Genomic DNA, 26,162 nt, shown 5'->3' on the forward strand with positions numbered 1-26,162 from the left:
CCCGACCGGGGCCGCGACCGAATGACGGTCGCGGCCCCGGTCCCTTTCTGCACCTGATAGATCATCAACTCGACTTTCCAAAAGGGGAGTTGATCGTTCTTGACTGGCGTGGGGCGGGTGCTTAGTCTTCCTTTCCTCTCTGCTTGACGCATCGTCACCACGTCGCGTCCGAAGCGCCATCGGGGGCGAGGTGATGAGTCTGTTCGGGCAGGGCCGCCCCTTCCTCGACGCACTTCCGCGCCAGGACCGCGAGAGCCTGCTCTCCCTGGGTGCGCCGCGCAGTTACGACCCGGGGCAGGTCATGCTTCAGGAGCGCGACACCGGAACCTTCGTGCTCGCCGTACGCAGCGGGTGGTCCGTCGTCTCCGTCTCCACCGAGCGCGGCGCCCGTCTCATCCTGGCGCTGCGCGGGGCGGGCGAGGTGATAGGGGACCTCGCCGCGGTGGACCAGGGCCCGCGCAGTGCGACGGTGACCGCGCTCGGCCCGGTCGAGGCGACCTCCATCAGCGGGGAGCGGTTCCGGCACTTCCTCTCCGCCCGGCCGCACGCCACCGCGCTGATCATGCGGCAGTTCAGCGCGCGGCTGCGCAGCGCGGACAACGAACGGCGTTCCCTCGCCTCCGAGACGGTCCTGCGCCGGCTGGCCGTACGGCTGGTGGAGCTCGCGGAGCGCGCCGGGCGGGCCGGGAAGGACGGCGCCGTGGTCGTCGAGCTCCCGCTCCCGCAGCACGATCTGGCGTCCGCGGTGGGAGCCACCAGGGAGGCGGTCGCCAAGGCGCTGCGGCTGCTGCGCGAACAGGACGTCGTGCACACCGGGAACCGCCGGGTCAGCGTCACCGACATGGGTCTGCTCCTGCTGCTGGCGGAGGGCAGGGCCGGACCGCCCCCACGCGGCGGCCCGGGGGTGCGGCCCGGCTCCGGGGCAGGGCCCGGCGCCGAGCCGGCGGAGGAAGCCCGGCCGGATGTGTAAACGGCTACATCGCGCGGTGACGGACGGCACGAGAGTGGACCCGGCGGACAAGGACGCAGGAGGCGACGGTGTACGGAACGACAGGCGCGGCGGGTCCAGGCGGTCCGGGCGGTCCGGGAACCGAACCGGCGGCGGTCAACCGGATCGTGGTCTTCGGCGACGCCTGCGGCTCGGGGTCGATGGGCCTGGAGACGAAGAAGCGGATGCGGGCGGCGATGTACGCGGCGTTCGGCGAGGCGTTCGCGGTCGTCGGCGTTCCGCCCGACCGGCTCCACCAGGAGGACAGGGGGGACGGGATCCTGGCAGCTCTGCCCCCCGACATGCCGCCGGCGCTGATGGCAGGGCGTTGGCTGAGCAACCTCTACGAGAGCCTGCGGGAGTACAACCACGGCAGGTCGGAGCGGTTGCGGATGCGGGTGGGCATGCACGCGGGGCCGGTGCTCGACGACGGGCGGGGGCTGGTGGGCAGGGCCGTCGACCTCGCGTGCCGGCTCTGCGACAGCGACACCGCGAAGCGGGTCATGGAGGCGGCGCCCGATGCCGGGCTGATGCTCGTCGTCTCCGACTGGTTCTACGAGAACGTGGTCCTCGACGGCGGCAGGTACATCGAGCCGCAGCAGTATCTGAGCGGTCGCGTCCGTGCGAAGGAGACCGACGAGACCGCCTGGTTCCATGTCCCGGGGCTGGCGACACCGCCGTTGGCAGCGGTGTCCGCGCCCCGGGGGCCGACCGCGGCGAAACAGGCCGCGGCGCTCGGGCGTGACGGTGGGCCGTGGGAGGGGGCCGGCTCACCGTCGCGCCGGGTGAGCGGGGCGGGGGCAGGCCCGGCGGCGCAGGAGTTCCACGTGGGCGGCGACAACCTGAGTGTGACCGGCAGCACGATCCACGGAGGCTTCACGGGCTTCCGCAAGGAGGAGAGGCGGGAGCGGGCTCCTGAGCAGCCCGAGCGGGCGGCTGAACAACCGTCGCGTGCACCGGAACAGCCCGCTCGGGCCCCCGTACAGCGGGGGCGGGCCCCTGAGCAGCGGCCCGAGCGCGATCTTGAAGAGACCTGGCCCGCCGACGACACCTCCCGGAGCGGCACATGAGCGAGCCGGACGAGGGAGCGTCCGCAGAACCCGCGGGCGGCGGGGACGCCGGGGCGGGCCAGGGGGGCGGGCCCGCGGGACGTGACGGCGCGGCGGGCGGCGGCGACAATGGGGCGCGGGGCGCAAGAGGCCAGGCCGGGGGCCGGGCAGGGGGAGCGGGCGGCGGCGCCGATGGCGAGGGCGGCGCCGAGGGGGACGGGCAGAAGGCCGAGAGCAGCCCGTTCGAGCAGGCGGGCAAGGGGCCGCTCGGCGGGTCCGGCGGCGGTGTCGGAGGTTCGGGGCCCGCCCACGCCGCGCGCCAGAACTTCGCCCAGCCCGGCAACCACTTCGCGACCGGTGGCGACAGCGTGGTGGTTCAGGGCAGCACCGTCCTCACCCAGCACTACCACGGGGACACCTACGGGTCCGGCGCAGTCGGCAGCACCATGGTCGCGGGGCCCGTTCCCCAGACAGAGCTGGACCGCCTCGCGGACGTCTACTGCGAGGCTGCCGGATACCAGCAGATGAAGGAACTGCTGCGGGGATGCGGCCTCCTGGTGCTCTGCGGCGAGCCGGGCAGCGGCCGCACTGCCACCGCGCTCGCCCTGCTCTCCGAGCTCACCGACAACCGGGAGCAACGGCTGGACCCCGACAACCGTGTGCACCGGCTGGACCCCGGCAACCCGCTGCACCGGATCAAGGCGTCCGACCTGACGGAGGGGCACGGGTACCTGCTCGAACTCCCGCCGGACGAACCTCCGCAACACCCCTCCCTTATCGATGAGTTGGCGCGCGGGGAGTCCAGAGGCGGTGAGCGGTGGGCCGGGGCGTACGGGTGGGGCCCCGGCCGCCCCACCGGACTGCACCTCGACCGGCTGAGCGGGCTGCTCGCTGAGAAGAAGGCGTATGCCGTCGTGCTGGCCAGGGGCGGTGAGCTGGCGGGACAGTTCCTGCGTGGCAGGTACGGGCTGCCCTGTCTGCCGCCGCCCACTGGGGAGGTCCTCCGGCGGCACCTGCGTGTCCTGCTGAAGGATGCGCCCGAGGGGGCGATGGGGGAGGCCGGGCGTCTCTTCGAGAGGCCCGAGACCAAGGAAGCGCTGGGGCTCGACGAGTTACGGCCGCGGGAGGCCGCCCGGCTCGCCGAGCAGCTCGCGGGCCGCGTCAGCAATCGGCTGACCGCCCAGCAACTCGCGTACGGGTGCGCGGAATTCGTACGAATACAGGCACGGGCCTGGTTCGCCGACGCCGACCGGCCGGGCACGCTCCCCGCGGCCCTGCCGGTGCTCGACGCCACCGCCTTCCGGATCGCCGTCGCGGTGTTCAACGGCTCCTCGTACAGCCTCACCGCCGAGGCGGGCGAGCAGCTGGTCTGGGAGCTGGCAATGACCCTCGACCCCGAACAGGCCGTGGGCAGGCGGCTGTTCGCGGTGCACGACGTGGACCGTCCGGCTCTTGCGCGGGCCGTCGTCGAGGACGGTGAGTTCGACCTCGGGGACGCCAAGGTGCCGATGCGTGCGGTCCGCTTCCAGGGCCGGGGCCTGGCCACCGCCGTGCTCCAGGAGGTGTGGCACGGATACCACAACGTACGTGGCCCGCTGACCCGTTGGCTGCGCGCGCTGTGCGATGACCCGCGCCCGCACCTGTGGGTACGGGCGTCCATCGCGGCCGGGGTGCTGTGTTCCTGGGACTGGGTGTACGGAGCGGGGGAACTGCTGCACCCGATGGCGGCCCAGGAGAGCCCGACCCTCCAGATGTCCGCGGCGACGGCCCTGGCCGAGGCGTCCCGTGAACCCTCGGTGCGCCCGGCCGCCCGCACGATGCTCAAGGAGTGGGCGAGGAGCGGGGACGCGTGCGAACGGGCGACCGCACTGCTGACGCACGGGTACGGCATGGCGGCAGGTTCCGTCGGGGCCTCGCTCGACGCGCTGGCCAAGGTGGCGCGCCAGGAGGACGTGGACCTGGACGAACTCGTCACCGCGTCCTTCAGCGTGACCCGGCTGCTGGCCGGTTCCGAACCCGCCCTGGTCGTCGCCCGGCTCGGCGGCTGGTTGCGGGAGGACCGCCGCGAGCTCGCCAACCTCGTACTGCTCGCGGTGATCAGGGCGTTGCAGACCAAGGCGACGTACCTCTGGGGGCTGCACGAGGACAAGGAGATGGAGCGGCACGGGGCCAAACCGCTGATCGCCGCGTTGCTGGTGACCCGGCCGGAGCTGGCGCGCAGACTGGCGGACCTGATCCGGCACACGCTGGTCACCGCCCGGTCGGGCGACGCCGCACTGGAAGCCCTGGCCAGCTGGTTGCGCAGGGCGGCGAAGGACGCCGAACAGCTGCGTCTGGTCTGCCGGTTCCTGCCGTTGCTGGCCGTCGACCACCGCGACCGTGAGCGGCTGCGGCACCTGCTGGACCGGCTCGTACGCGATCCCGGCGATCCGCTGGCCAAGCCGGCCGCCCAGCGGATGTGGAACGCGGTCGGAGAAGGGGCCGGGGGATGACGACGTCGGGTGAGCAGCCGGGCCGGTGGGACCGGCAGGAGCAGCCCCGGCTGCGGGACGAGGACGCGGACCGGCGGGCTGACGGTGCGGAGCGGGTGGAGCGGGTGGATCGGGTGGAGCGGGTGGAGCGGAACGAACGCGATCAGCGGGACGAGCAGAACAAGCGGAACGAGCGGGATCAGCGGAACCGGCAGGATGCGCGGGGCCGGGGAAACGAGCAAGGGGATCGGGCCCCGGAGGATCAGCGGGGTCGGCAGCAGCGGACGGATCAGGACCGGGGCCAGGCCCGGGGCCGGGGCGACGGTCAGGAGCAGGGGATGCGGCAGGGCCGGGGCGGGCAGCAGGAGCGTGGCGGGGGGCAGGTGCGGGGGCAGGGCCGGGGGCAGCAACCCGAGGGTCCGCTGGTCGCCGAGTACGCACCGCCGTACGAGCGCAGGAGCGGGCAGGTCGCCGCGGTCATGCTCTACAAGAACGGCGGCCACAGCGTCATATGGCCCGACCACCGCGAGGACGTCCGCAAGCCGTGGCTCGGGCTCACCTCCCCGTACACCGTGTTCGAGGTGCTGCTCGGCGTGCACGTCACCGAGTTCGACCTGAGGCTGCCCGCCAACGGTGACTCCGCGTTCTTCGACGCGAAGGCGCGGGTGCGCTGGGAGGTGGAGGACCCGCTTCTGGTGGTACGTCAGAACGTCTGGGACGTGGCCGAGTTGGTGCGGGACGAGCTCTTGGCAGGGCTACGCAACGTCTCGCGTCGCTTCCGGCTCACCGATTCGCACCGCGCCGACGACGCGGTCAAGGCCGAGGTGGAGGCGGGGCGCATCAACCTGGGCCGGGACCTCGGGCTGACGACGCGCGTGCATGTCTTCATCGACCTCAGCGACGAGGTCAAGAAGCGGGTCCAGGCCACGGACGACATCATCCTCACAATGGACACCGATGCGGCCGAGGCCGAACGGGAACGGATCAAGGCGGTGCGCAAGCGCGAGGCGATACGGGAGCAGGCAGCCGAGCTCCAGCGGTTCCTGCGCCAGGGCGACGTGGCCGAGATCGCCTACCAGATGGCCGCCAATCCGGACAAGCAGTGGGAGATCCGTGAGGCGATCCGCCGTGAAAGGCGTGAGGGCCAGGCCGACTTCATCGGTCTGTTCCACAAGTTGCTGGACACCGGAAACCTGGAACGGCACGACATCGGCGAGCACATGTACGAGGTGCTGGAGTACCTGCGCGAGAACTCGGACGGGGTGCTCGGCGGTGTGACGGACTCGATCCTGTCGCAGCGGGGCGGCCGACGGGACGACCGGGCCCTGGAAGGCCGGGGCAATCGGCGGGAACCGGCCGAACGGGGGCGGGAGCCGTTCTGGTTGAGGGAAGGGGCGAGTGCGGACTCTCTCGAAGATCCGCACAGGCCGAGGGAGTTGGACGCTCGCTCGAACGGGGGTCACGCCGCTTACCCGGACGACGAGGAGCAGGGCGACCAGGATCCGCGGGTGCATCAAATCACCCGGGTCTCCTCGTCGGCGGAACAGCGGCAGGAACGGGAACGACGGGAGCGTGACCGCTACGACCATGACCGGGACCGGGATCCCGACCGCGAGGGCGGCGGGACCCGCCGGCCGAGCGACGGCTTCGACGACTGGGACGAGGAATGAGCAGCGAAGAGACCGGCACGGCGACAGCCCCGGCGACCACCGTGACTTCTCCGGCGGCGCCGGCCCCAGCGACCACCGTGCCGTCTCCGGCGGTACCCACCACGTCCGTCCCCGTCGCGGACACCCGGTTCGTCGCCGAGCGGCTGCTGGATGCCGTACGGGAGGACATCGGGCGGGCCGACGCCAAGGCGGCGGTGCTGCTGTCCGGCGGGCTGGCGTTCCTCGCGGTGGTGTGGGCCGGGGAGGGGGCGGTCGTCCCCCCGGGGGCGGCGCTCGGGCTGGTGGTGGCCGGTGGTGTGCTCTGGCTGGTGGGGCTGCTGATGCTCATCGGCGTGGTCCTGCCGCGTACCCGCATCGGCGCGGACGTCACCTTCCTGCGTGATCTGAGCGCCGGAGTGGCGCCGGAGGTGCTGCGGGAGCGGCTGACCGCGTCCGGCGCGGACGTCGTGCGCTGGATGCTCGCCGAGGCGAGCGTCCTGGGAGCGGTACTCACGGCCAAGTACCGCTGGCTGCGCGCGGGGGTCTGCTTCCTGACCCTCGGCGTGGTGCTTTCCGTAATCGGCCAGGTGTGGTGACGGGACGATGAATCAGCAGTCGCAACAAGCGCAGCAGAGACAGCGGACGCAGCGGATACAGCGCAACCGGCAGGCTCAGCGGTCGCAGCGGCCCGGAGGGGGCCGGTGGGGGCAGGTGCGCGGACGGAGCCGGACGCCGTGGCGTGCGGCAGGGCTCGGGCTCCTGCTCCTGGCGCTCTGCGGAGCAGCCCTGCCCGCACAGGCCCTGGCACCGGCACCGGCACAGAACCAGGCCCACGCCCACGTCTACGCCCAGGCACCCGCGCCACGGGCGGCGCAGCAGCAGTCGAAGGGCCAGTCGGAGGGGCAGTCGGAGGGCCAGTCGAAGGGACAGCCGAAGGGGCAGCAGGCCGTCGAAGGGCCCGACCCCATCGACTTCGCCGTCGTGGTGGACCTCTCCAAGAGCCTCTCCCCGCAGGACCTGGCCCGGGAGGTGGAGGCCGCCGCGCTGCTCGTCCAGGGCGAGATATCCGAGCGGTCGCGCGCCGCGGTGATCGGCTTCGGCAGCTCCGAGAAGGCCGGCGAGTCGGCCGTGCGCGAGGTGTGCCGGCTGACGGTGTCCGACGCGGCGGGCCGGCAGAGGCTCAGCGACTGCGTCCAACAGCTCGGGAACCGGGAGAAGAACGGCACCGGCCCGGGAACCGACTTCCCGGCCGCCGTCCGGCAGGCCGTGAACCGGCTCACCGAGGACGGCAGACCGGGCACCCCCAAAGTGGTGTTCCTGCTCACCGACGGCAAGCTCGACGTCGGTGACAGCCCCGCGTACGGCGCCGACAAGGTGTCCCGGCAGAACAACGCCACCCAGCAGCTCACCGACGAACTCGGCCGCGCACGGCGGGAGTCGGTGCAGATCTGGCCGCTCGGTTTCGGGGCCAGCATCGACCGCGGGTCGCTCGCCGCGATGGCGAACGGAGGCTACCGGGGCGGCTGCGCCGACCTCCCCGACGCCAAGCCCCGGATGCGTGTCGTCGACAATTCCGAGCAGATCGACAAGGCACTCCAGGAGACCTTCGCCGCCGCGCGGTGCGCCCAGGTCGTCGAGGGCACCCGCGGCAAGCCGCCGGGCGAGCTCTCGGTGGTCATCCCGCCGATCGCCACCGACGGCTCGATCACCGTCAGCAAGCACGACCGCAAGGTCACCGTCACGTACTACGACCCCACCGGGAAGAAGGTCCCCACCAGCGGTTCGGCCGACGGGTCGAGCTTCGAGGCCAGCGGCCAGGACGGACCGGTGGAGGCGCTGCGGGTGAAGAACCCGCTGCCGGGACGGTGGAAGGTGAAGGTCGACGCCCCCGAGGGGCACCGCGGCCAGGACGTCGCGGTACGCGCCATCTGGCAGGGACAGCTCCGCTCCGCGCTCACCCTCGACCCGTCGTCGCCACGCGCCGGTGAGAAGACCGTCGTGGAGATGCGGATGCAGACCAGGCGCGGTGTCGTCATCACCGACCGCGACCAGCTCGCCGGCATCCGGGTCGGCGTGAAGGTCACCGGGCAGGGCTTCGCGCCGGTGACCACCACGCTCAAGGACGACGGGAGCAAGCCCGACGCGAAAGCCGGGGACGCCCGCTTCACCGGCACGCTCGCCGTGCCCGCGGGCGCCGTCGGCAACATCCGGCTGACCGGGGAGATGTCGGCCCCGGGAGTGACCGGCGACCACCGGCCGCTGCACACCGCCCTCGCCTCGGGCGCCGCGCCGGTCGAGGGCGGGATCACGGTCGAACGCAGCACCGTGTACCCGGGGGGCGCCCTGCGAGGGACCCTGGACGTGACGAACAACGACACCGTGGCGCACACCCTCGCCCTCGGACTGGCCGACCAGCCGGCCGGCTCCCGGCTGACCGTCACGCCCGCCAAGGTGCGGGTGGAGCCGGGCAGTTCGCACCACACGTTCACCGTGTCCGTCGGCGCGGGCGCCCCCCTCGGGGAACTCGCGGGCGGCATCGTGCTCAGCGACGCGGACGACGGCGGGCGCACCCTGGACACCACCTTCCTCGACGCCCTCGTCGCGGCCGAGCCCACCTGGTGGGAGCGGTGGTGGTGGGCCGTGGTCGCCGCCGCCGCGCTCGTGCTGGCGGTGGCCGCCTTCGTGCTGGTACGGGTCAGGGAGGCCGGGCGGCGGCGCAATCTGACCGGCGTACGGCTGGAGCTGCTCCGGCAGGGTCGGTCCGTCGACGAACTGACCGTACGGGCGGGGCAGAGCAGCGGGGACTTCCGCTTCACCGTGGAGAGCGCGGCCGGGGCCGCGCCCAAGCTCAAGCGGGTGAGCGGCGGTGGGGACGCGCACCGGGTACGGCGCACCACCGCCGGCGTGATCATGGTCAGGCCCTACCGCGGCGGTGAACGCGCCCTGGCGGCCGGCGAGCCGGTCGAGCTAGGCGAGGGCATCGAGCTGCTGGTCCACGACAACCGCCGCACACCTGCCGGTGCCTCCTCCCGGGGGCGCGGCGGGAGCGGCGGGCGCGGTGGACGCGACGGACGCGATGGTCGCGGCGGGGGCGAAGGACGCGGCGGACGCGGCGGCCGGGGCGGCGGCCCCGGTTCCGGCAGGCCACCACGAAGGCCCTTCAGGCCGGGCAGGCCGGGCGGCGGGGCAGGCGCAGGGGCCTCGGACGGGGCGCCCGGAACCGCGCAGGGCGGCGGTCGGGGTGCGGGCGGTGACCCGGGCACCGGTGCGGGGCCCGGCTCCCGTCAGTACGACGCCAACTTCTGAGTCCGCCGATCTCCGGGCCCGCGACTTCGGGGCCCGGCACATTCTGAACCCGGCCCGCGAGGTCCCGAACTCCGGGGGCCCCGGGGCCGGGGCGCAGGCACCAAGGGGAGACGAGAGACGACATGAAGATCTACCAGCCCATGCTCTTCGTCGGACTGGGCGGCACCGGCGGGCGCATCGGCGCCGAGCTGGAACGCGGGCTGCGCCGCGAGCTGTGCGGCCCCGACGGGACCAAGCTCGCCGTCGACGACCGGCGCAAACGCTTCCAGCTGCCCGACTGCCTCCAGTTCGTCTACGCGGACTTCAGCGAGTCCGAGCTCGACCAGCTGCCGCACCTTCAGGCCAAGGGCGCGGAGGCGGCCGCGTACGCCCGTACCTCCAGGGTCGTCCATGACCTGCTGCCCGCCGACCACGACAGTTCCCCCGACGTTGCCAGGATGCTGCGGGTGGCACTGCACGAGGAGACGCAGGGCTGGCTGCCGCCCAAGGAGCGCGAGCCCCGGGTCGCACCGCTGCACAACGGGGCGGGGCAGCTGCCCACCGTCGGCAGGTCCGCGCTCTTCGCGACGCTGCGCGGCGGCCTGGAACCCGTGCTCGGCCAGTTGCGCGCGGCCATCAGCGCGATCAGCAACTCGGCGGGCGACCTGCGGGACGTGGGCGGACGGCAGATCCGTGGCTGCGACGTCTTCGTGGCGTTCTCGGTGGCGGGCGGCACCGGGGCGGGAATCTTCTACGACTTCATCCACCTGATCGGGCACGAGTTCCGCAAGTCCAAGGTGCCGGGGGTGAAGATCTACCCCCTCGTCGTCATGCCGTCGGCCTTCCCGCCGGGTGCGGGCGGTGGCCGGGACGCCGAACTCAACGCGGCGCGCGCCCTGGTGGACCTCTCGCGGCTGGTCGACGACCAGAACGTGCCCAGTGCGCAGTCCGACTTCGGCGACGTCGAACAGGGCGGGTCGATGGCGGTGCGCTACCCCAGGGAGGGGCTGATACGGCTGCGCTCCTCGACCGTCCAGACGGCGTTCCTGTTCAGCAAGCCGTCGGGGATCAGACCGGAGGACCTGCGCAGATCCGCCACCGCCATGGTGATGTCGCTGATCGGCACCGAACTCGGCGACGACTCCGCGAACGGCCGCAGCGAGGGCGACTACCAGTCGTTCGCGGCGAGCTTCGTCAACAAGAGCGTGGAGCGCTCCACGCCGTCCCGCTCCGGCATCGGCTACCGCGGCATGTCGACCAGCCTGGCCGCTTCGCTGACCGTGCCGGTGGACGACCTCGCGGAGATCGTCGCCAGCAGGCTCCTCGCCCAGGCCGTGCGGGACATGGGCGAACGCGCGGCCCGCCCCGACGAGCAGGGCACCGAGCGGGTCCGTGACATGTTCGAGCGCTCCGGCGTCGGCAGGCTCTGGACCCGGGAGGCCCCCGAGGTGCCCGCCCCCGACCCGCTGCCCAAGGGCACCAAGGACATCGGCCAGGCCCTGCGCGACCGCATCGGCGACATGGACGACGGCCTGAGCAGACTCGACCGGGAGCTGGACCGCGAGGTGCCGCGCATGGTCGAGGACTTCAAGCCGGGCACCGGAGCACGCGAACTCCTCGGACTTGTCGGCCCGTTCAGGGCGGAACGGGTACTGCTCGGGCTGGCCGACCACCCGCAGCGCGCCGCCGCCGCAGGCTTCGCCGGAATGCTCGACAACCGCAAGAACGACCCCGAGAAACCGGCCGGGGTCAACCCCTCCGCCCCTCAGGTCCCCCGGATCAGACGGAGCGTGGGCGGCATCGTCCCGGCCCGCTGGGGCGACCCGGACGTCCAGGAGGCCATCGAGGAGCAGGACCGCTGGTACCAGTGGCGGGCCAACCGGCTGTGGCACCGCGGCTGGAAGGACCACGAACTGCGCTGGCGCGCCCCTCTCGCCCGTACGCTCAAGGAAGTCACCGCCCTGGTACGCGCGTTGAAGGCGCACGAGGAGGACGAACGCAAGTCCTTCAGGGACCGTCGCAAGGAGCTCTACCGCGACGACCGCACCGGGGTCTCCTATCTGCTGCCGCCGCAGGGCACCCTGGGCGCCTTCTACGACGACGTCTTCGACCGCCTGCGGCAGAACGAGGGACTGCCCGAGAACCAGGACGCCGCCGGCCTGCTCGACAAGCTCGTACAGCCCTCCGACTGGCAGCTCGCGCTGGACGCCGTACGCCGCTCCCCGAAGGACGCGGTCAAGGAGGTCAAGCAGGTCGTCGAACGACGGGTCAAGGGCCTCTTCGGCGAGGCCGGCATGCTCAACGACCGACCGCTGCTGCCCTCGCTCGGCGTGCTGCTCCAGGCGGCGGCGGGGGACGAGGAGGCGGAGGCCTCGGTCGACGCGCGCTGGCTGGAGCAGTTCCGCTCCCAGCTCGCGAGCCTGCTGCCGGTCGGCTTCACCCCGGACGGCAGCGGCCCGTTGAAGGTCCTGATCGTCTATCCGCAGAGCGAGACCAACGAGCGCAACTCCCATTTCCTGCGACAGGAGTTGAACCTGCCCCGCGACCTCGGGGCGGCGCCGGAGAGCCGGGCGGTCGACACCCAGGCCATCACCGTGGTGCTGTTCCGCAGCGGGATGAGCCTGACCGACGTCTCGGAGGTGCGGCACGTGCTGCGGCTCTGGGCGGAGTCCAGGGACGCGGCCGGGACCGACGACTTCCTGCAATGGCGCCAGCGGCTCGGCTACCGCGACGACTGGCTCGCCAGCACGGAGGACGACCGCCGGCGCATCCTGCACCGCATTCTGTGCGCGATGTGGAACGGCCGGGTCGAGGTGCGCGGCCCCCTCACCTCCCCGGACGCCATCCGGATCCGGCTCCAGGACGGTGACTCGGCGACCATGACGCTGCGGCTGGAGGCGTTCGACGAGTCGGTCTCCAGCTGGTCGGGACTGCTGCGGGCGTACGAACAGTGGGCGCTGCTGGACGAGGGCCAGATCATCGAGGACTTCTGCGACCAGCTGATGGCCGCCCAGCCGCACGGCCTGACCACCACCCCCGTCCCGCCGTCGGAACTCTTCCGCACCCTCGTCGAGGAGGTCGCGCCGCAGCAGATCGCACATCTGGAGGAGTTGTCGGGGCAGTACGGGGCGCAGGACGAGGAGTGGATGGTGCCCCTGCGCGGCTTCTGGGAGCGAACCCTCCAGGGGGCGCTCGACCTCCGCTTCCCCGGCGCACTGCGTCCGACCCGGCCGAACCTGCGTGCGCTGTACGCGCGTTACGGGACGGGCCGGGTGCCGTCGGGGCGGCCCGCGCAGGGCCAGGCCACGTGGGAACCGGCCCGCGACCGGCCCGCGAACGGCCGTCCGCCGGCCGAGGAGTGGTCCGCCACGGAGCCGGACGGGCGGGCGAACGGCCGGGACCCCGGACCGGACCGTCCGTGGCAGGGGCGCCGGACGGCAGGCGGGGCCTGGGACGACGACCCGCTGTGGACGCCGGACGAGGCCCAGTGGTCCCGGGAGGAGCCCGACGAGCCGGACGACGAGCCGACCGGGCGGGGCGACCCCGGCCGGACCGGCGGACGCGCGTGGCCGGACGACTCCGGCACGTGGGACACGACAGACGGACGGGAGGCCCCCGACGGCTCGGCCCGGCACGGCGACGGCCCCGACGGCCCCGACGGCCGGCAGTCCCGTAAGGCGGCCGCCGACGAATGGGCGGAGGGGGAGTCGTGGTGAGTGTGGACCTCGGGGTGCCGGGCCACGCGGTACGGCTCGATCTGCGGGCCGTGACCGGTCCGGGCGCCCCGCCCGGGGAGGGCGCCCGCACGGTGCGTGACGCGCTCGCGCTCGTCAGGTCCCCGGAGGCCGGCCGGCGGTTCCTCGTCGTGGACGCCGCCGCCGAACTCGATCGCAACCAGCTGCTCTACGAACAGCTCTTCGCGCACGGTGCGGCCCGCATCCTCTGTCTCGCCGTCGGAGCCGCCGAGGGCGCGGCGCAGGACGGTCCCGGAACCCCCGCGCCGGCGGTCCGGCCGCTGGCCCGGCCGCTGTCGCTGCGGCCCCCGGACGCCGGAGTGCTGTGGGTCCTCGACGCGCTCGCGGGGCAGGCGCAGACACCGGCGGGGGCCGTGGGCACCGCAGAGCCCGCGGGTGAGGACGACGTACTGCGCCCGCTGGCCGAGGTGCTGTGCGAGCCCGCGGTCTTCGACGCCGTGCTGCACGCGCTCGGTCAGGTCAGGGACGGCGTCGCCGTACCCTCCGTGCGCATCCTCGAACACGACCTCACCGACTCCGCGCGGCGCAGGGCCTGGCGGCAGGCGCTGGACACCCTGGCGGGCGAGGAGGTCCCCGCTCCCGCGCTCGTCGCCGCTGCCTCGCCCGCCGGTCACTCCGGCCACGCCGACGAGGACCTTGAGGGTACGGGCGGGGCCGGGGGCACCGGATCGCCGGAGGCAGTACCCGCCGAGCTGGCCCCGCTGCTCGGCGGCGGGGTGCCCAGGAGCATCAGGGAGCGGGCCTGGCTGGTGCAGGGCGGGGACGCCGAGACGAAGCACCGCCGCTGCGAGCACGCGCTGCGCGATGCCACCGGGGCCTACGAAAGGACGTGGCCCGCCGCGGGGCTGTTCACCTCCGCGCGCAAGCAGGCGGACATTCCGGGCCCGCTGCGCGAACTCGCCGACGCGCTGCACGACTTCAGAGAGGCCGTCGGCGGGGCCTTCACCGACGGCGACGGACTGCGCCTCCTGCCCGAACAGCGCAGCCGCCTCGCCCGGCGCGGCATCGAGCTTCCCGAGATCACCGAGGTGTCCAGGGAGAGCGTCGCCCCGGGGCTGCGCGGCTACACCGAGCGGCTGCTCGGCAGAGGGCTCCCGCTGCGTTCGGTGGCGGCCAGGCTCGGCGCGCTCTGCGACCTGTCCGCGCCCGCGGGCAGCGCCGCCAGGCTGACCGAGCTCAAGCGGATCTGCCCCGGGGAACACCTGCGGCGCCTCGCGACCCCGGCGCTCTTCGTGGTCGCCGAGCGCCCGCGTCCGACGGACTTCTCCCTCGCCTTCCTCCTGGCCTTCGTCGCCGGTCTGTGGCCGTCGCTCGGCTGGCTGGTCGGCCCGTCGGCGGGCGTCGCGATGGCGCTGCCCGCCCTGCTGATGCTCAGGCGCAGGCCCAGCCGCTCGCCCGACGGACGACTGGACGGCGGCGGGGACACGGGCTGGGCCGGCCGGGTCGTCGCCGGGGTGGCCGGTGGCGTGGCAGGTGGTCTTGTGGGGCAACTCGTCGGCGTACCAAGCTGGTTGGGTCCGGCGGCGCTGGTGCTGACGATGGCCCTGTCCGCTTCGCTCTCGGTGCGTGACTGGACGCGGGCGGTGGAGGCGTGGTGGGCGGAGATGCGCGTGGACGAGGCCGTGCGGTGCTTGCGGGAGATCGACGACCTGGTCGCCGAGACCGCGGTGCACGACTGGCTGTTCGCCGACGCCCGCTACCACTGCTCGGACGGCGCACGCGCGGTTGCCGCGCTGCTGCGGCGGGTGGCGGTGAACGTGGAGACGTACGAGGTGCCGGCCCCCGCCCCGCGGGGTTCCGGCCACGGCTACGAGTACGAGACTGCGGACCACGCTGTCCGCATCCCTGACGTGGGGGGTACCACGAGGCCGCCCGACCTCGGAGCCGGGGTTTCCGAGGACACGAACTCAGGTGCCTCGTCGTGGAGTTGGGACACCTGGAGTGACGCGGTGGAGGCCGAGCCCGGCGACGGCGCCTTCGACGACCTCCTCCCGCCGCCCCGGCCCGCGGCTCCGGAGGCCGAGACTGTCGTGCCGTACCACCTCGGTGGCGATATCGATCAACCCTCCATTCCCGAAGGGCCGTTGGGTGGAGCCGTGGTACCTCCCTGGCTGTCGCGCGAGACCGGGGAGGGCGGCGCCGCGCTGGTCCCCACCCTGGTGTCGGACCTCGCGGACGGGATCACCCAGCTGCTCGGCACCTGCTGGGCGACGGTCGAGCGCGACCCGGAAGCCGCTGCGCGACTTCGGGTCGAACCGAGGGTGCACGAGTTGCTCGGCCAGGAGCACGCGGCCCTGTGCCGGGACGCCGCCGCGGCGCCGCCTTCCTTCGTCCGCGCCACCGGGGCTTCCGGCGCCTCCGGGAGCAGGCCGGCCGTCGCGCTGCTGCTCGGCGTGCCCGGCGACCGTACGGCCGAAGCGCTCGGCACCGAGGGCTTCGCCGACCGGACGGTACGGCTGTGCGCCGCCGAACACCGGCGGATGCTGTCCAAGGACCCGGGGGCGGAACGCCGGGTGCGGTTCGCGCCCGAGGCCGCCCGCCGGGGCGCGGAGGCGGTGGACCCGGACGGCTGGCGGGGGGCCACCGACGACGTGGTGTGGACGCCCGGCGGGCGGCGGGCGGGAGTGCTCGGCCTGGTGCCGCTGCGCGCAGGGGGCGTCCGCACGGTGCGGTCGTACGACGGACCGGAACCGGAAGCGGAGGGCGAATTCGCATGACAGGGGTACTGCCGGTCGAAGAGCTGGAGTTCTTCCTGCCCAAGGGGGACTCCGTCCGCTTCGCGGCCGGGTTCGGAGCGGACCGCAGGGCGCAGGGCAGGGCGGGCATGCTGACCCGTGACGCGAGCCTGGGCCGGGGGTGGCAGGTGGTCCAGCACCGGCTGCCGCTCTCCGCGAGGGGCAGCCGGTCCGCGTACGACGCGCTGGAGCGCGAGATCGCCGCCGCGATGACCGTCGAGCGCAGTTACGGGGAGGAGGAGTACGGCGAGATCTTCACCCGGCTGGTCGGATTCAACCTGGAGGTCGCGGAGCCCTTCGTCCTCTACCGGCAACCCGCCGGTGGCCCGCTCGCAGGTCTCCTGGGGACGCTCGGCATCCAGGCCCAGCGCAATGTCATCGGACAACTCGTGCTGGCGATAAGGCTGTTGGGGGCGGCCGGGCTGGTGCACCGGTCGCTGACCCCGCACACCGTCCGCTGGGACGGCGCCAGGGTGCAGCTGACCGAGCCGTACTGCGCGGCGCGCGCGGGTGCCCCCCGGGACGCCTTCGGCGCCGGGCCGTGGGCCTCACCCGAACAGCGCGCGGGCCAGGGCGAGACCGACGAGCGCGACGACGTGTGGTCCGTCGCCCAGCTCTCGTACACCCTGCTCTCGGGGCGGCCCGGAAACGGCGCGGGCCCGCCCGCCGACCTCGCCGACTACCGCCAGCTCGCCGCCCTCACCAGCAGCGGCGCCTTCGCGTCACTGGCCGCCGACCGGCCGCCCGCGGCAAGCCTGTTGCGGCTGCTCGGCGCCCCAGACCCACTCGCCGCCGCCCCCAAGCACAGCGACCCGCTGCTGCGCGCCCGCTCCGACTTCGACTCCCGTACGGCGGCGAAGAGGCAGGCCAGAGGCGTCGCCGAACCCGCGTACCACGGCGCGTCCGGCGCGAACGGCGGCAGCGGCGGCCCCAACGGACCCCGCGCACCGGGCGGTCCTGACGGCCCGCACGGACCGGGCGGTCCTGACGGCTTCGGCGGCTTCAACGGGGAGGATCAGTATCTCGGCTTCGACAGTGTCAACGGGCGGGATCAGCCCCTCGGTTACGAGTACGAGAGGCCACGGACCGGCCGCCGGTCCTTGCGTGACTGGTTCGCCACCGGCACCCCCCGCCGCCCCTCCGCGGCGCCGGGGGCCGAAGCAGCGGCGCAGCCGGCGCCGGACGTCGGAGCGGGAGCCGGGCCGGGACCGGACCTCGCCCCCGGGCAGGCCGCCGTCCCGCGCCCCCCGCTCTGCCCACACTGCCGGCTCCCCGTCCTCTACGACGAGGGCCGGCTCTTCGCACGTAACGCCAAGAAGGAGTACAAGCCCCTCGACCTCGCCGCCGAGCGCCGCCCGATGCACCGGACGGAAGCCCTGCGGCACGCCTTCCAGAAGTGCCCGCACGCCCCCGGCAACCGGCCCCACTACCTGCCCGTGCCCTACCTCACCCACGGCGAGCCGCTCACCGTCGCAATGGTCGGCAGCTCCGCCGCGGGCAAGACCCATCTGCTGGCCGCGATGCTCGGCGAGATCGAGCAGGGCGGACTGGAACCGTACGGACTGACCTGCCTGCCGTTGAACCCCGACTGGCACCGGGAGTTCCTCCAGGAGAAGGTCCAGCGGCTGCACCAGGGGGAGATGCTCGACGGCACCAACCAGGAGCCGTTCGCGGACTTCGCGGACGGACTGCTGGTCTCCGGGCACGGCGCCACCCGCCCCGTCCTCTTCTTCGACCTCGCCGGCGAGGACCTGGCGCAGGACAACGAGGTGACCCGCTTCCTCGGCGAGGTCGGCGCGTTCATCTTCGTACTCGATCCGCTGCGGGCGCTTCGCCTGGCCTCGCTGGACCCGGTGCGCGAACGGGTCGGGATCCACCAGCGCGACCTGGGCGACGAGGCGTTCACCACCGTCCTCAACCGCATTCCCAGGAACGGCCGTTACGTGGACGCCGCCGCGACGGTCGCGGTCAACAAGAGCGACCTCGTGCGGTTCGACCCGGCCGTGGACCGCTGGCTGAACCGGCCGCAGGACGGCCGTTTCGACGTGGGCAGGGTGCGCGAGGAGAGCAGGGACGCGTACGCGTTCGTCCAGCACCACGGCAGCCGGGCCTGGTTGAAGCCGTTCGACGACTGCGGGCGGTGCACGCTGCACTTCGTGGCGGCGACCGGGGGACAGGAGCGGGACGCGGCGTTCCCGCACGGGGTGCGGCCCCAGCGGGTCCTCACCCCGCTGCTGTCCGTGTTCGCGATGTGCGGGCTGCTGCCCGGCGCCGACCGGGAAGAGGTGGGAGTCTGATGGGGGGCACGGTGAGCAGAGGGCGCGACGGGCGGCCCCAGGACGCGGTCGAGCAGATCGTCTTCCGCTGGGACGCGGCCAACAGGTCGGGCAACACCGGCTTCGGCCCGGTCGCCTGGTCCTGCGCGCGCAGCCAGGTGCAGGACCTCTTCCGCAGCAGTGTGGCCCCGCTGCTGCGGGGCAACTTCCAGGCCTCCGACGGCCCGGACGCCTCAGGTCTGGTACGGCTGGAGCAGCACGGCCAGGGCGATGCCATGCTGCTGCGCCGCACCCCGCACCGCGACCCCGGCGGACGGCCCGGCACGCTCTGTCACGCCCTCATCGGCCCCGCGCAGGTCCTCGACCCGGACACCTGCATCGGTCTCGACAGCTGGGCCTGGGCGGACGACTTCTTCGGCGACGTGGACTGGGGGGAGGTCCAAGGGGAGCTGCCGCTGGTCCCCGGGCAGGCGCTGCGCGACTCCGCGCTGCGGGGTTACGCCGAACTGGTCGACGAGGTCGACGGCAGCGGACCCGGCTCGGCCCGCCCCCTGATCGCCGCCACGGCGGAACTGATCCGGCACCCCCGGCGGGTGCAGATGCTGCTGGACCGGGACGGCGGGCGCAGCGCCTGCCGCACCATGATGGGCCTGTACGGGATCTTCAGCGGCATCGTCCCGGACCGCTGGACCTACGCGACCCGGGACACCGCCGAGTCCACGCTCATCCGGTTCGCCTTCGTACGGCGCTGGCCGGGGTCGGCGGCGCCGGACATCCAGCGCACCCGGGTGGACCCGGACGAACGGCGGGGCGACCGGGCGGAGGAACTCGCGGTCCACCTGGTGCGGCACTATCTGGCCCGGGTCGGCAGGCAGTCCCGCATGTTCGAGGTCGCGGACGCGCTCGGACACGCCGTCGAACCGTCCGGCTCGGCGCCCTTGGACGCCGAGCTCATGCACCGGACCGCGGAACGCGCCCTCGGCGAACTGGAACACCAACAGAACCAGGCGCACGAGGAGTTCCAGCGGCAGCGGGACGACCGGCGCAGGCAGGAGCGGGCACTCCAACGGGAACAAGAACTCCAGCAGGAACAACTCCAGCAGGAACAGGACCGGGCACGCGAGCGCGCCCGGGAGCGCGAACGGCAACAGTCCCGCGGCCAGAACCGCCCGCCGACCGCCGGCCTGGACCACGAACTCCACCTCGAACGGGAACGCAAACTGCGCCGGGACCGCCCCGCCCGCCCGGCCGCCGCGTTTCCGACGGCCCCGCCGCCCGCCGCCCCCGAGCGGGCCACGCAGCTGGCTTCCACACCGCCGGCTCCCGCGGCCACGCCCCCTGCACCGCGGGGTCCCGCGCCAACGGGCCCCGGGCCGACGGCTCCCGTACCCACCGGCTCCGCACCCCCGGCTCCCGCGCCCACAGCCTCCGCACCGCCGTCGGCCGCCCCGCCCTCGGCCGCCCCGCCCTCGGCGGTTCCGCCCCCGCCCGCCCGGCCGCCCGAGCCCTCGCGGCAATCCGCCCGGCCGTCCGAGCCCCCGTCCGGCCCCGACACCGCCGCGCCCGGCACAGGGGCCCACTGGCCCGGCCCCTCCGGGGTCCGGCGGGCCCGGCCGGTCTGGCGCCGCAAGTCGCCCCTGACCTACGGCGACCTGCTCGCCAAGCTCGGTTCGCTCGACGAACGCTCCCCCGACTCGGCGCGCGAGCAGGTGGCCGCCGACCTGCCCGATGCCGCGGACACCGACCTGGTCGACGCGCTGGGCGAGGAGCTCAGCTACCCGGCGACGACGCTCCTGGTGACGGAGGCCGCCGGGCGCTGGCCGCACTGGAAGGAGTCCACCCGCCGTCGGCTCTGCGAGGCCGTGCTGGACGCGGAACTGTTCCTGCCGCGCTGGCACGGCCGGGCCGGCACCTTCCCGGGAGAGGAAACGCGGGCCGCCAACGCCGCCGCCCTCTACCGCTGGGCGGTCCGGCCGCTCGCGGCACAGGACGGGACGAGCGCGCGGCTGACGGCGCTGCTGCCCGAGCTGCGTACCGGCCCCGACCCCGCCGCCAGGGCCGCGGTGCGGCAGATCCTGGAGGAGGGCGAACTGCCCGGCCTGCGCGAGGAGGTCTGGCGGGCGCTGTTGACCAGGGGCCGAGAGCCCCGTGGCCGCCGGTCCTCGGGTCCTGACCGACCACCCCGGGAGGGCGTTCCGCACGCGTCGGCGGCGCGGCCCTCCGTACCCGAAAGGCCAGGCCCAGGCCCGGACGGAGCAGCACGGCCGGCTCCCGCGCCCGCCACGCACGCCTCTGCCGCATCCGCCGCGCCCTCCGCCGCCCCGAGCACCGACCCGCCCCCCACCCCCCACGAGGAGGGCTACGAACGCCGCATCCGGTACGTCCTCCTCCTGGCAGGCGTCCTCGTGGCGCTGTTCCTCCTGCTGCTGGCCGTGGTGGTCGCGGTGGCCCTCTGAAGCCGCTCTCCCGGTCATCAGCAGGGCGTGGGCCGCCGGTCTCGGCCAGGATGGGGGCCATGGGATTCCATGTCGACTCCGAGACCGGGCGGCTGCGCCGCGTCATCCTCCACCGCCCCGACCTGGAGCTGAAACGGCTCACGCCCAGCAACAAGGACGCGCTGCTCTTCGACGACGTGCTGTGGGTGCGCAGGGCGCGCCAGGAGCACGACGGGTTCGCGGACGTGCTGCGCGACCGGGGCGTGGAGGTGCACCTCTTCGGCGACCTGCTGACCGAGGCGCTGGAGCTCCTCGACGCCAGACGCCTCGTGCTGGACCGGGTCTTCGACGAGAAGGAGTACGGGCCGCTCGCCACCGACCACCTGCGGGCCGCCTTCGACGAGCTGTCCGCGGCAGAGCTGTGCGAGGCGCTGGTGGGCGGCATGACCAAGCGGGAGTACCTGGAGCGGCACCCCGAGCCGACCTCGGTCCGCTTCCACGCCATGGACCTGGACGACTTCCTGCTCGGGCCGCTGCCCAACCACCTCTTCACCCGGGACACCTCGGCGTGGATCTACGACGGGGTGTCCATCAACGCGATGCGCTGGCCGGCCAGACAGCGTGAGACCGTGCACTTCGAGGCGATCTACAAGCACCACCCGCTGTTCACGGGGCCGGAGGCGGGCGGGTTCCACACCTGGTCGCAGGGGCAGAGCGACTACCCCTCCACCATCGAGGGCGGCGACGTCCTGGTCATCGGCAACGGGGCGGTGCTGATCGGGATGAGCGAGCGCACCACCCCGCAGGCCGTGGAAATGCTGGCCAGGGGCATGTTCGCGGCGGGGTCGGCGCGGACCATCGTCGCCCTCGACATGCCGAAGCGGCGGGCCTTCATGCACCTCGACACCGTGATGACGATGGTCGACGGCGACACCTTCACCCAGTACGCGGGACTCGGGATGCTCCGCTCGTACACGATCGAACCCGGTGTGGGCGGCAACGAGCTCAAGGTCACCGACCACCCGCCCGAGCACATGCACCGTGCGATCGCCGCCGCGCTCGGCCTCGACTCCGTCCGGGTGCTGACCGCCACCCAGGACGTCCATGCGGCGCAGCGGGAGCAGTGGGACGACGGCTGCAACGTTCTCGCGGTCGAGCCCGGGGTGGTCGTGGCGTACGAGAGAAATGTGACGACCAACACCCATCTGCGCAAGGAGGGCATCGAGGTGATCGAGATCAGGGGCAGCGAGCTGGGCCGGGGGCGGGGCGGGCCTCGGTGCATGAGCTGTCCGATCGAACGCGAGGCCGTATAGTGATGCGCTCTTACGCATACAGTTTCACTGTTCGCGCAGTGACCTAGTCGCATCCGGAGCGTCCCATGGCGTCATTTCTCGAAGGCCGTCACTCCCTGAAGGGCCGTCACTTCCTCAAGGAGAGCGACTTCTCCGCAGCCGAGTTCCGCGGCCTGGTCGAGCTCGCCGCGGAGCTCAAGGCCGCGAAGAAGGCCGGTTCCGAGGTGCAGTGGCTGCGCGGCAGGAACATCGCGCTGATCTTCGAGAAGACGTCGACCCGGACGCGCTGCGCGTTCGAGGTGGCGGCGGCCGACCAAGGTGCATCGACCACCTACCTCGACCCGACCGGCTCGCAGATCGGGCACAAGGAGTCGCCGAAGGACACCGCGCGGGTGCTCGGCCGGATGTTCGACGGGATCGAGTACCGGGGCGACGCACAGGCCACGGTCGAGGAGCTCGCGGCGCAGGCGGGGGTGCCGGTCTTCAACGGGCTGACCGACGACTGGCACCCCACCCAGATGCTCGCCGACGTGCTCACCATGACCGAGCACAGCGACAAGCCCCTGGAGCGGATCGCCTTCGCCTATCTCGGCGACGCCCGCCTCAACATGGGCAACTCCTACCTGGTGACCGGCGCGCTGCTCGGGATGGACGTGCGGATCGTCGCTCCGCGCGCCTACTGGCCGGCGGCGGAGGTCGTCGCGCAGGCGCGCGCGCTCGCCGAGGGGAGCGGTGCGAGGATCTCGCTCACCGAGGAGGTCGAGGAGGGCGTGCGCGGCGCCGATTTCGTCGCCACCGACGTCTGGGTGTCGATGGGGGAGCCCAAGGAGGTGTGGGCCGAGCGCATCAAGGCACTGGGTCCGTACGCCGTGACGATGGACGTACTGCGAGCCACCGGCAACCCGGACGTGAAGTTCATGCACTGCCTGCCGGCCTTCCACGACCTCGGCACCAAGATCGGCCAGGAGATCCACGAGCAGTACGGGCTGACTTCCCTGGAGGTCACCGACGAGGTCTTCGAGTCCGCGCACTCGATCGTCTTCGACGAGGCGGAGAACCGGCTGCACACGATCAAGGCGGTTCTGGTGGCGACGCTGGCCACTCCGGCGGGCGGAGAACAGGCGGGCGGGGAATAGCAATGCGCCCGATTGGGTGAATATGCGATGCGTTGGTTACCATCGCGGTGCTTGATGGGGTTCGGGCTCTACTGCCCGGACCCCATTCTCTCTGTGTACACAGGCATCAGGAATGAGAACCACCCCGCATGCAACGCATCAAGTCCCCCGACCTGCTCGTCGCCGAATCCGGCGCTGACCTGGAGGGCCATGGCCTGAAGCGCACCATGGGGCTCTTTCAGCTGGTGTGTTTCGGGGTCGGCGCCATCGTGGGCACCGGCATCTTCGTGGGGCTGTCCGACAGTGTCGCCGAGGCGGGCCCCGCGGTCGTCGTCTCGTTCGTGCTCGCCGCGATCACCTGCGTCTTCACCGCGTTCTCCTTCGCCGAGCTGGGCGGTGCGATCCCGGTCTCCGGCAGCTCGTACTCCTTCGCGTACGCCACCCTCGGCGAGCGCGTCGCCTTCCTGGTGGGCTGGTGCCTGCTGCTGGAGTACGGCATCTCGGTCTCCGCGGTGGCCGTCGGCTGGGGGCAGTACCTCAACGAGCTGCTGAACAGCCTGATCGGCTGGCAGCTGCCCGCCGCGCTCTCCAACCCGCCGGGCGACGGGGGCATCGTCAACATCCCGGCCGTGGTCGTGACGATGCTGGCCGCGCTGCTGCTGGTGCGGGGCATCCGGGAGAGCGCACGTGCCACCGCGGTGATGGCCGTGGTGAAGATCGCCGTGCTGGTCCTGTTCTGCGCGATCGCCTTCACCGCCTTCGAGTCCGGCAACCTGTCGCCGTTCGCCTCGCACGGCCTGATGGGCGTCACGTCCGGCGCGTCGGTCGCCTTCTTCTCGTACATCGGCTTCGACGCGATCACCACGGCCGGTGAAGAGGTGAAGAACCCGCGCAGGAACATCCCCATCGCGATCATGATCTGCATCGGAGTGGTCACCCTGCTCTACTGTCTGGTCGCGATCGCCGCCATCGGCGCGATGTCCGCCGACGACGTCGCCGCCAAGCCCGCCGCGCTCTCCCTGATCGTCAACCAGGTCACGGACTCCACGCTCGGCGGCGGCATCATCGCCTTCGGGGCTGTCGTCGCCATCGCGTCCGTCGTCCTCGCGGTGATGTACGGCCAGACCCGCATCCTGATGTCGATGTCCCGCGACGGACTCGTCCCGCGCGTCTTCGAGCGGGTGTCACCCAAGACGTCGACGCCGGTTGCCAACACCTGGATCGTCGCCTGCGTGTTCGCCGTCCCGGCCGCCGTCGTCCCGCTCGACGTCGTCATGAATCTGACGACCATCGGCACTCTCGCCGTGATGGCCGTGGTCAACGTCGCGGTGATCGCACTGCGCCGCCGCAACCCGGACCTCCAGCGCTCCTTCCGGGTGCCGCTGTTCCCCGTGCTCCCGGCCCTGGGCGTGCTCTTCTGCCTGTACCTGATCTACGGGACCGGCTGGCGGACCTGGGTCCAGTTCGCCGTCTTCCTCGCCGTCGGGGCGGTGGTGTACGCGCTCTACGGGCGCCGCCACTCCCGGCTGGGCGACCGCGAGGTCAGCGCGACGCCGGGAGCCTGAACCAGACCGCCTTGCCCGAGTCGGTCCGCCGGTGCCCGCAGTCCGAACTGAGCGTGCGGATCAGCAGCAGGCCGCGGCCGTGTTCCTGCCAGGGGTCGGGGTGCCGGTCGGCCGCCGAGGAGTCCAGGTCGCCGGGCGGCCCCGGGTCGCTGTCGTGCACCTCGACCTGGCAGCCGGTCGGCAGCAGCTCCACCACCAGCTCTATGGGGGCGGAGCCGCCGGTGTGCTCCACGGCGTTCGCGACCAGCTCCGCGGTCAGCAGCTCGGCGGTGTCGCTGTCAGCCGCCGGGGCGTCCAGGTCGGCCAGTGCCGTACGGATCAGTGCGCGCGCCAGCGGCACCGCGGCCGGTGAGTGCGGCAGTTCGATGCGCCAGGAGGTGGGTCCTTCAGGAGACAAAGCGGGTCCGATCGAGGGACGGAGTTCCTGCTTTCAACGGTACGAAGCGAAACGCCGCGGCACGAGGGTCCCTCGCCGGATTCCGGAGGGACCTGCGCCACACTTCGCGGGGACCTACGGTCTGTCGGCCACCGGACACGGCCCGGTGCGGACGGGCGGGCCCCGGGCGGCCGAGCGCGCTGTCGCGTGCTCGGGACGGTCTGTCGCGTGCTCGTGCTGGTCTGTCGCGTCTTCGTGACGCTCTATCGCGTACTCGTGACGGGAGTCACAGACCGGTGATAGCTTCGGGGGACTGGCATCGGCATCGGGAGGCCGCGTCCCATGAGCCCGTTCCTCAGCTCCGCACCGCGCACCGAGAAGTGGCACCACCTGCGGCTGACCCTGGACGACGGGGTCGCGACCGTCACCCTCGCCCGGCCCGAGAAGCTCAACGCGCTCACCTTCGGTGCCTACGCAGACCTGCGTGATCTTCTGGCCGAGCTGGCCAGGGAGCGGTCCGTGCGCGCCCTGGTGCTGGCCGGTGAGGGGCGCGGGTTCTGTTCGGGCGGGGACGTCGACGACATCATCGGCGCCACCCTGGGCATGGACACCGCGCAGCTGCTCGACTTCAACCGGATGACCGGGCAGGTGGTACGGGCACTGCGCGAGTGCCCCTTCCCGGTGATCGCCGCGGTGCACGGGGTGGCGGCGGGGGCGGGCGCCGTACTCGCGCTCGCGGCGGACTTCCGGGTCGCGGACCCGAGCGCCCGGTTCGCCTTCCTCTTCACCCGGGTCGGGCTGTCCGGCGGCGACATGGGGGCGGCGTACCTGCTGCCGCGGGTCGTCGGCCTCGGGCACGCCACCCGGCTGCTGATGCTGGGAGATGCGGTCCGGGCCCCGGAGGCCGAACGGATCGGTCTGATCAGCGAGCTGACCGAGGAGGGCGAGGCCGACAGCCGGGCCGCCGCCCTCGCCCGCCGGCTGGCCGATGGCCCCGCCCTCGCCCACGCCCAGACGAAGGCGCTGCTGACCGCCGAACTCGACATGCCGCTGGCCGCCGCCGTGGAGCTGGACGCAGCCACCCAGGCACTGCTGATGAACGGCGACGACTACGCGGAGTTCCACGCCGCCTTCACCGAGAAACGGCCACCGAACTGGCAGGGGCGGTGAC

Annotated in this window: 15 protein-coding genes; 14 read left to right on the forward strand and 1 reads right to left on the reverse strand. The window is 72.9% G+C overall.

What is annotated here, in order from left to right; genetic code table 11:
- Window positions 1-193: 193 nt before the first annotated feature.
- From ACIQM4_RS01065 to ACIQM4_RS01125, 13 genes are all read left to right on the forward strand, one after another.
- Window positions 194-970 carry a Crp/Fnr family transcriptional regulator gene (locus ACIQM4_RS01065; protein WP_401584214.1) on the forward strand — a complete coding sequence of 259 codons (777 nt, stop codon included), beginning with the start codon at window positions 194-196 and terminating at the stop codon, window positions 968-970.
- Between the two features lie 68 nt (window positions 971-1,038).
- Window positions 1,039-2,058, forward strand: a complete 1,020-nt coding sequence (locus tag ACIQM4_RS01070) for a hypothetical protein (RefSeq protein ID WP_401584217.1) — start codon at window positions 1,039-1,041, stop codon at window positions 2,056-2,058.
- Window positions 2,055-4,529: a hypothetical protein gene (locus ACIQM4_RS01075; RefSeq protein ID WP_401584220.1), complete on the forward strand. Its 2,475-nt coding sequence runs from the start codon at window positions 2,055-2,057 to the stop codon at window positions 4,527-4,529. Before ACIQM4_RS01070 ends, ACIQM4_RS01075 begins: the two co-directional genes overlap by 4 nt.
- A complete protein-coding gene (locus tag ACIQM4_RS01080; RefSeq protein WP_401584222.1) occupies window positions 4,526-6,178 on the forward strand; it encodes a hypothetical protein in 1,653 nt (550 codons plus the stop codon). Before ACIQM4_RS01075 ends, ACIQM4_RS01080 begins: the two co-directional genes overlap by 4 nt.
- On the forward strand, window positions 6,175-6,753 hold the full coding sequence (locus ACIQM4_RS01085) for a Pycsar system effector family protein (protein WP_401584225.1): 579 nt from the start codon (window positions 6,175-6,177) through the stop codon (window positions 6,751-6,753). Before ACIQM4_RS01080 ends, ACIQM4_RS01085 begins: the two co-directional genes overlap by 4 nt.
- A gap of 115 nt (window positions 6,754-6,868) precedes the next feature.
- The gene (locus ACIQM4_RS01090) at window positions 6,869-9,463 is read left to right on the forward strand and encodes a VWA domain-containing protein (RefSeq protein ID WP_401584228.1); all 2,595 of its coding nucleotides are present in this window, start codon (window positions 6,869-6,871) and stop codon (window positions 9,461-9,463) included.
- Window positions 9,464-9,585: 122 nt separating this feature from the next.
- Complete coding sequence (locus ACIQM4_RS01095) at window positions 9,586-13,158, forward strand: tubulin-like doman-containing protein (protein ID WP_401584230.1); 3,573 nt, start codon at window positions 9,586-9,588, stop codon at window positions 13,156-13,158.
- Window positions 13,155-15,914 carry a hypothetical protein gene (locus tag ACIQM4_RS01100; protein ID WP_401584233.1) on the forward strand — a complete coding sequence of 920 codons (2,760 nt, stop codon included), beginning with the start codon at window positions 13,155-13,157 and terminating at the stop codon, window positions 15,912-15,914. Before ACIQM4_RS01095 ends, ACIQM4_RS01100 begins: the two co-directional genes overlap by 4 nt.
- Window positions 15,911-18,229: a hypothetical protein gene (locus tag ACIQM4_RS01105; protein ID WP_401584236.1), complete on the forward strand. Its 2,319-nt coding sequence runs from the start codon at window positions 15,911-15,913 to the stop codon at window positions 18,227-18,229. The genes ACIQM4_RS01100 and ACIQM4_RS01105 overlap by 4 nt, the downstream gene beginning before the upstream one ends.
- Window positions 18,230-18,240: 11 nt before the next feature.
- Window positions 18,241-20,664 carry a hypothetical protein gene (locus ACIQM4_RS01110; RefSeq protein ID WP_401584238.1) on the forward strand — a complete coding sequence of 808 codons (2,424 nt, stop codon included), beginning with the start codon at window positions 18,241-18,243 and terminating at the stop codon, window positions 20,662-20,664.
- Window positions 20,665-20,723: 59 nt separating this feature from the next.
- Entirely contained in the window at window positions 20,724-21,956 is a 1,233-nt protein-coding gene (locus tag ACIQM4_RS01115; protein WP_401584240.1) for an arginine deiminase, read from the forward strand.
- Window positions 21,957-22,021: 65 nt separating this feature from the next.
- The gene (argF, locus tag ACIQM4_RS01120; RefSeq protein ID WP_401584243.1) at window positions 22,022-23,071 is read left to right on the forward strand and encodes an ornithine carbamoyltransferase; all 1,050 of its coding nucleotides are present in this window, start codon (window positions 22,022-22,024) and stop codon (window positions 23,069-23,071) included.
- A gap of 128 nt (window positions 23,072-23,199) precedes the next feature.
- Window positions 23,200-24,615: an amino acid permease gene (locus tag ACIQM4_RS01125; RefSeq protein WP_401584244.1), complete on the forward strand. Its 1,416-nt coding sequence runs from the start codon at window positions 23,200-23,202 to the stop codon at window positions 24,613-24,615.
- On the opposite strand, the gene ACIQM4_RS01130 is transcribed toward ACIQM4_RS01125, so the two are convergent.
- Window positions 24,593-25,012 carry an ATP-binding protein gene (locus ACIQM4_RS01130; RefSeq protein ID WP_401584247.1) on the reverse strand — a complete coding sequence of 140 codons (420 nt, stop codon included), beginning with the start codon at window positions 25,010-25,012 and terminating at the stop codon, window positions 24,593-24,595. The two genes, ACIQM4_RS01125 and ACIQM4_RS01130, sit on opposite strands and share 23 nt — an antisense overlap.
- A gap of 321 nt (window positions 25,013-25,333) precedes the next feature.
- Here ACIQM4_RS01130 and ACIQM4_RS01135 point away from each other — a divergent pair, with 321 nt between their 5' ends.
- The gene (locus tag ACIQM4_RS01135; protein ID WP_401584249.1) at window positions 25,334-26,161 is read left to right on the forward strand and encodes an enoyl-CoA hydratase family protein; all 828 of its coding nucleotides are present in this window, start codon (window positions 25,334-25,336) and stop codon (window positions 26,159-26,161) included.
- The last annotated feature ends 1 nt before the right edge of the window (window position 26,162 follow it).

The sequence above is a fragment of the Streptomyces sp. NPDC091272 genome (genome assembly GCF_044757485.1).
In the GTDB taxonomy this organism is placed as follows: Bacteria; Actinomycetota; Actinomycetes; order Streptomycetales; family Streptomycetaceae; genus Streptomyces.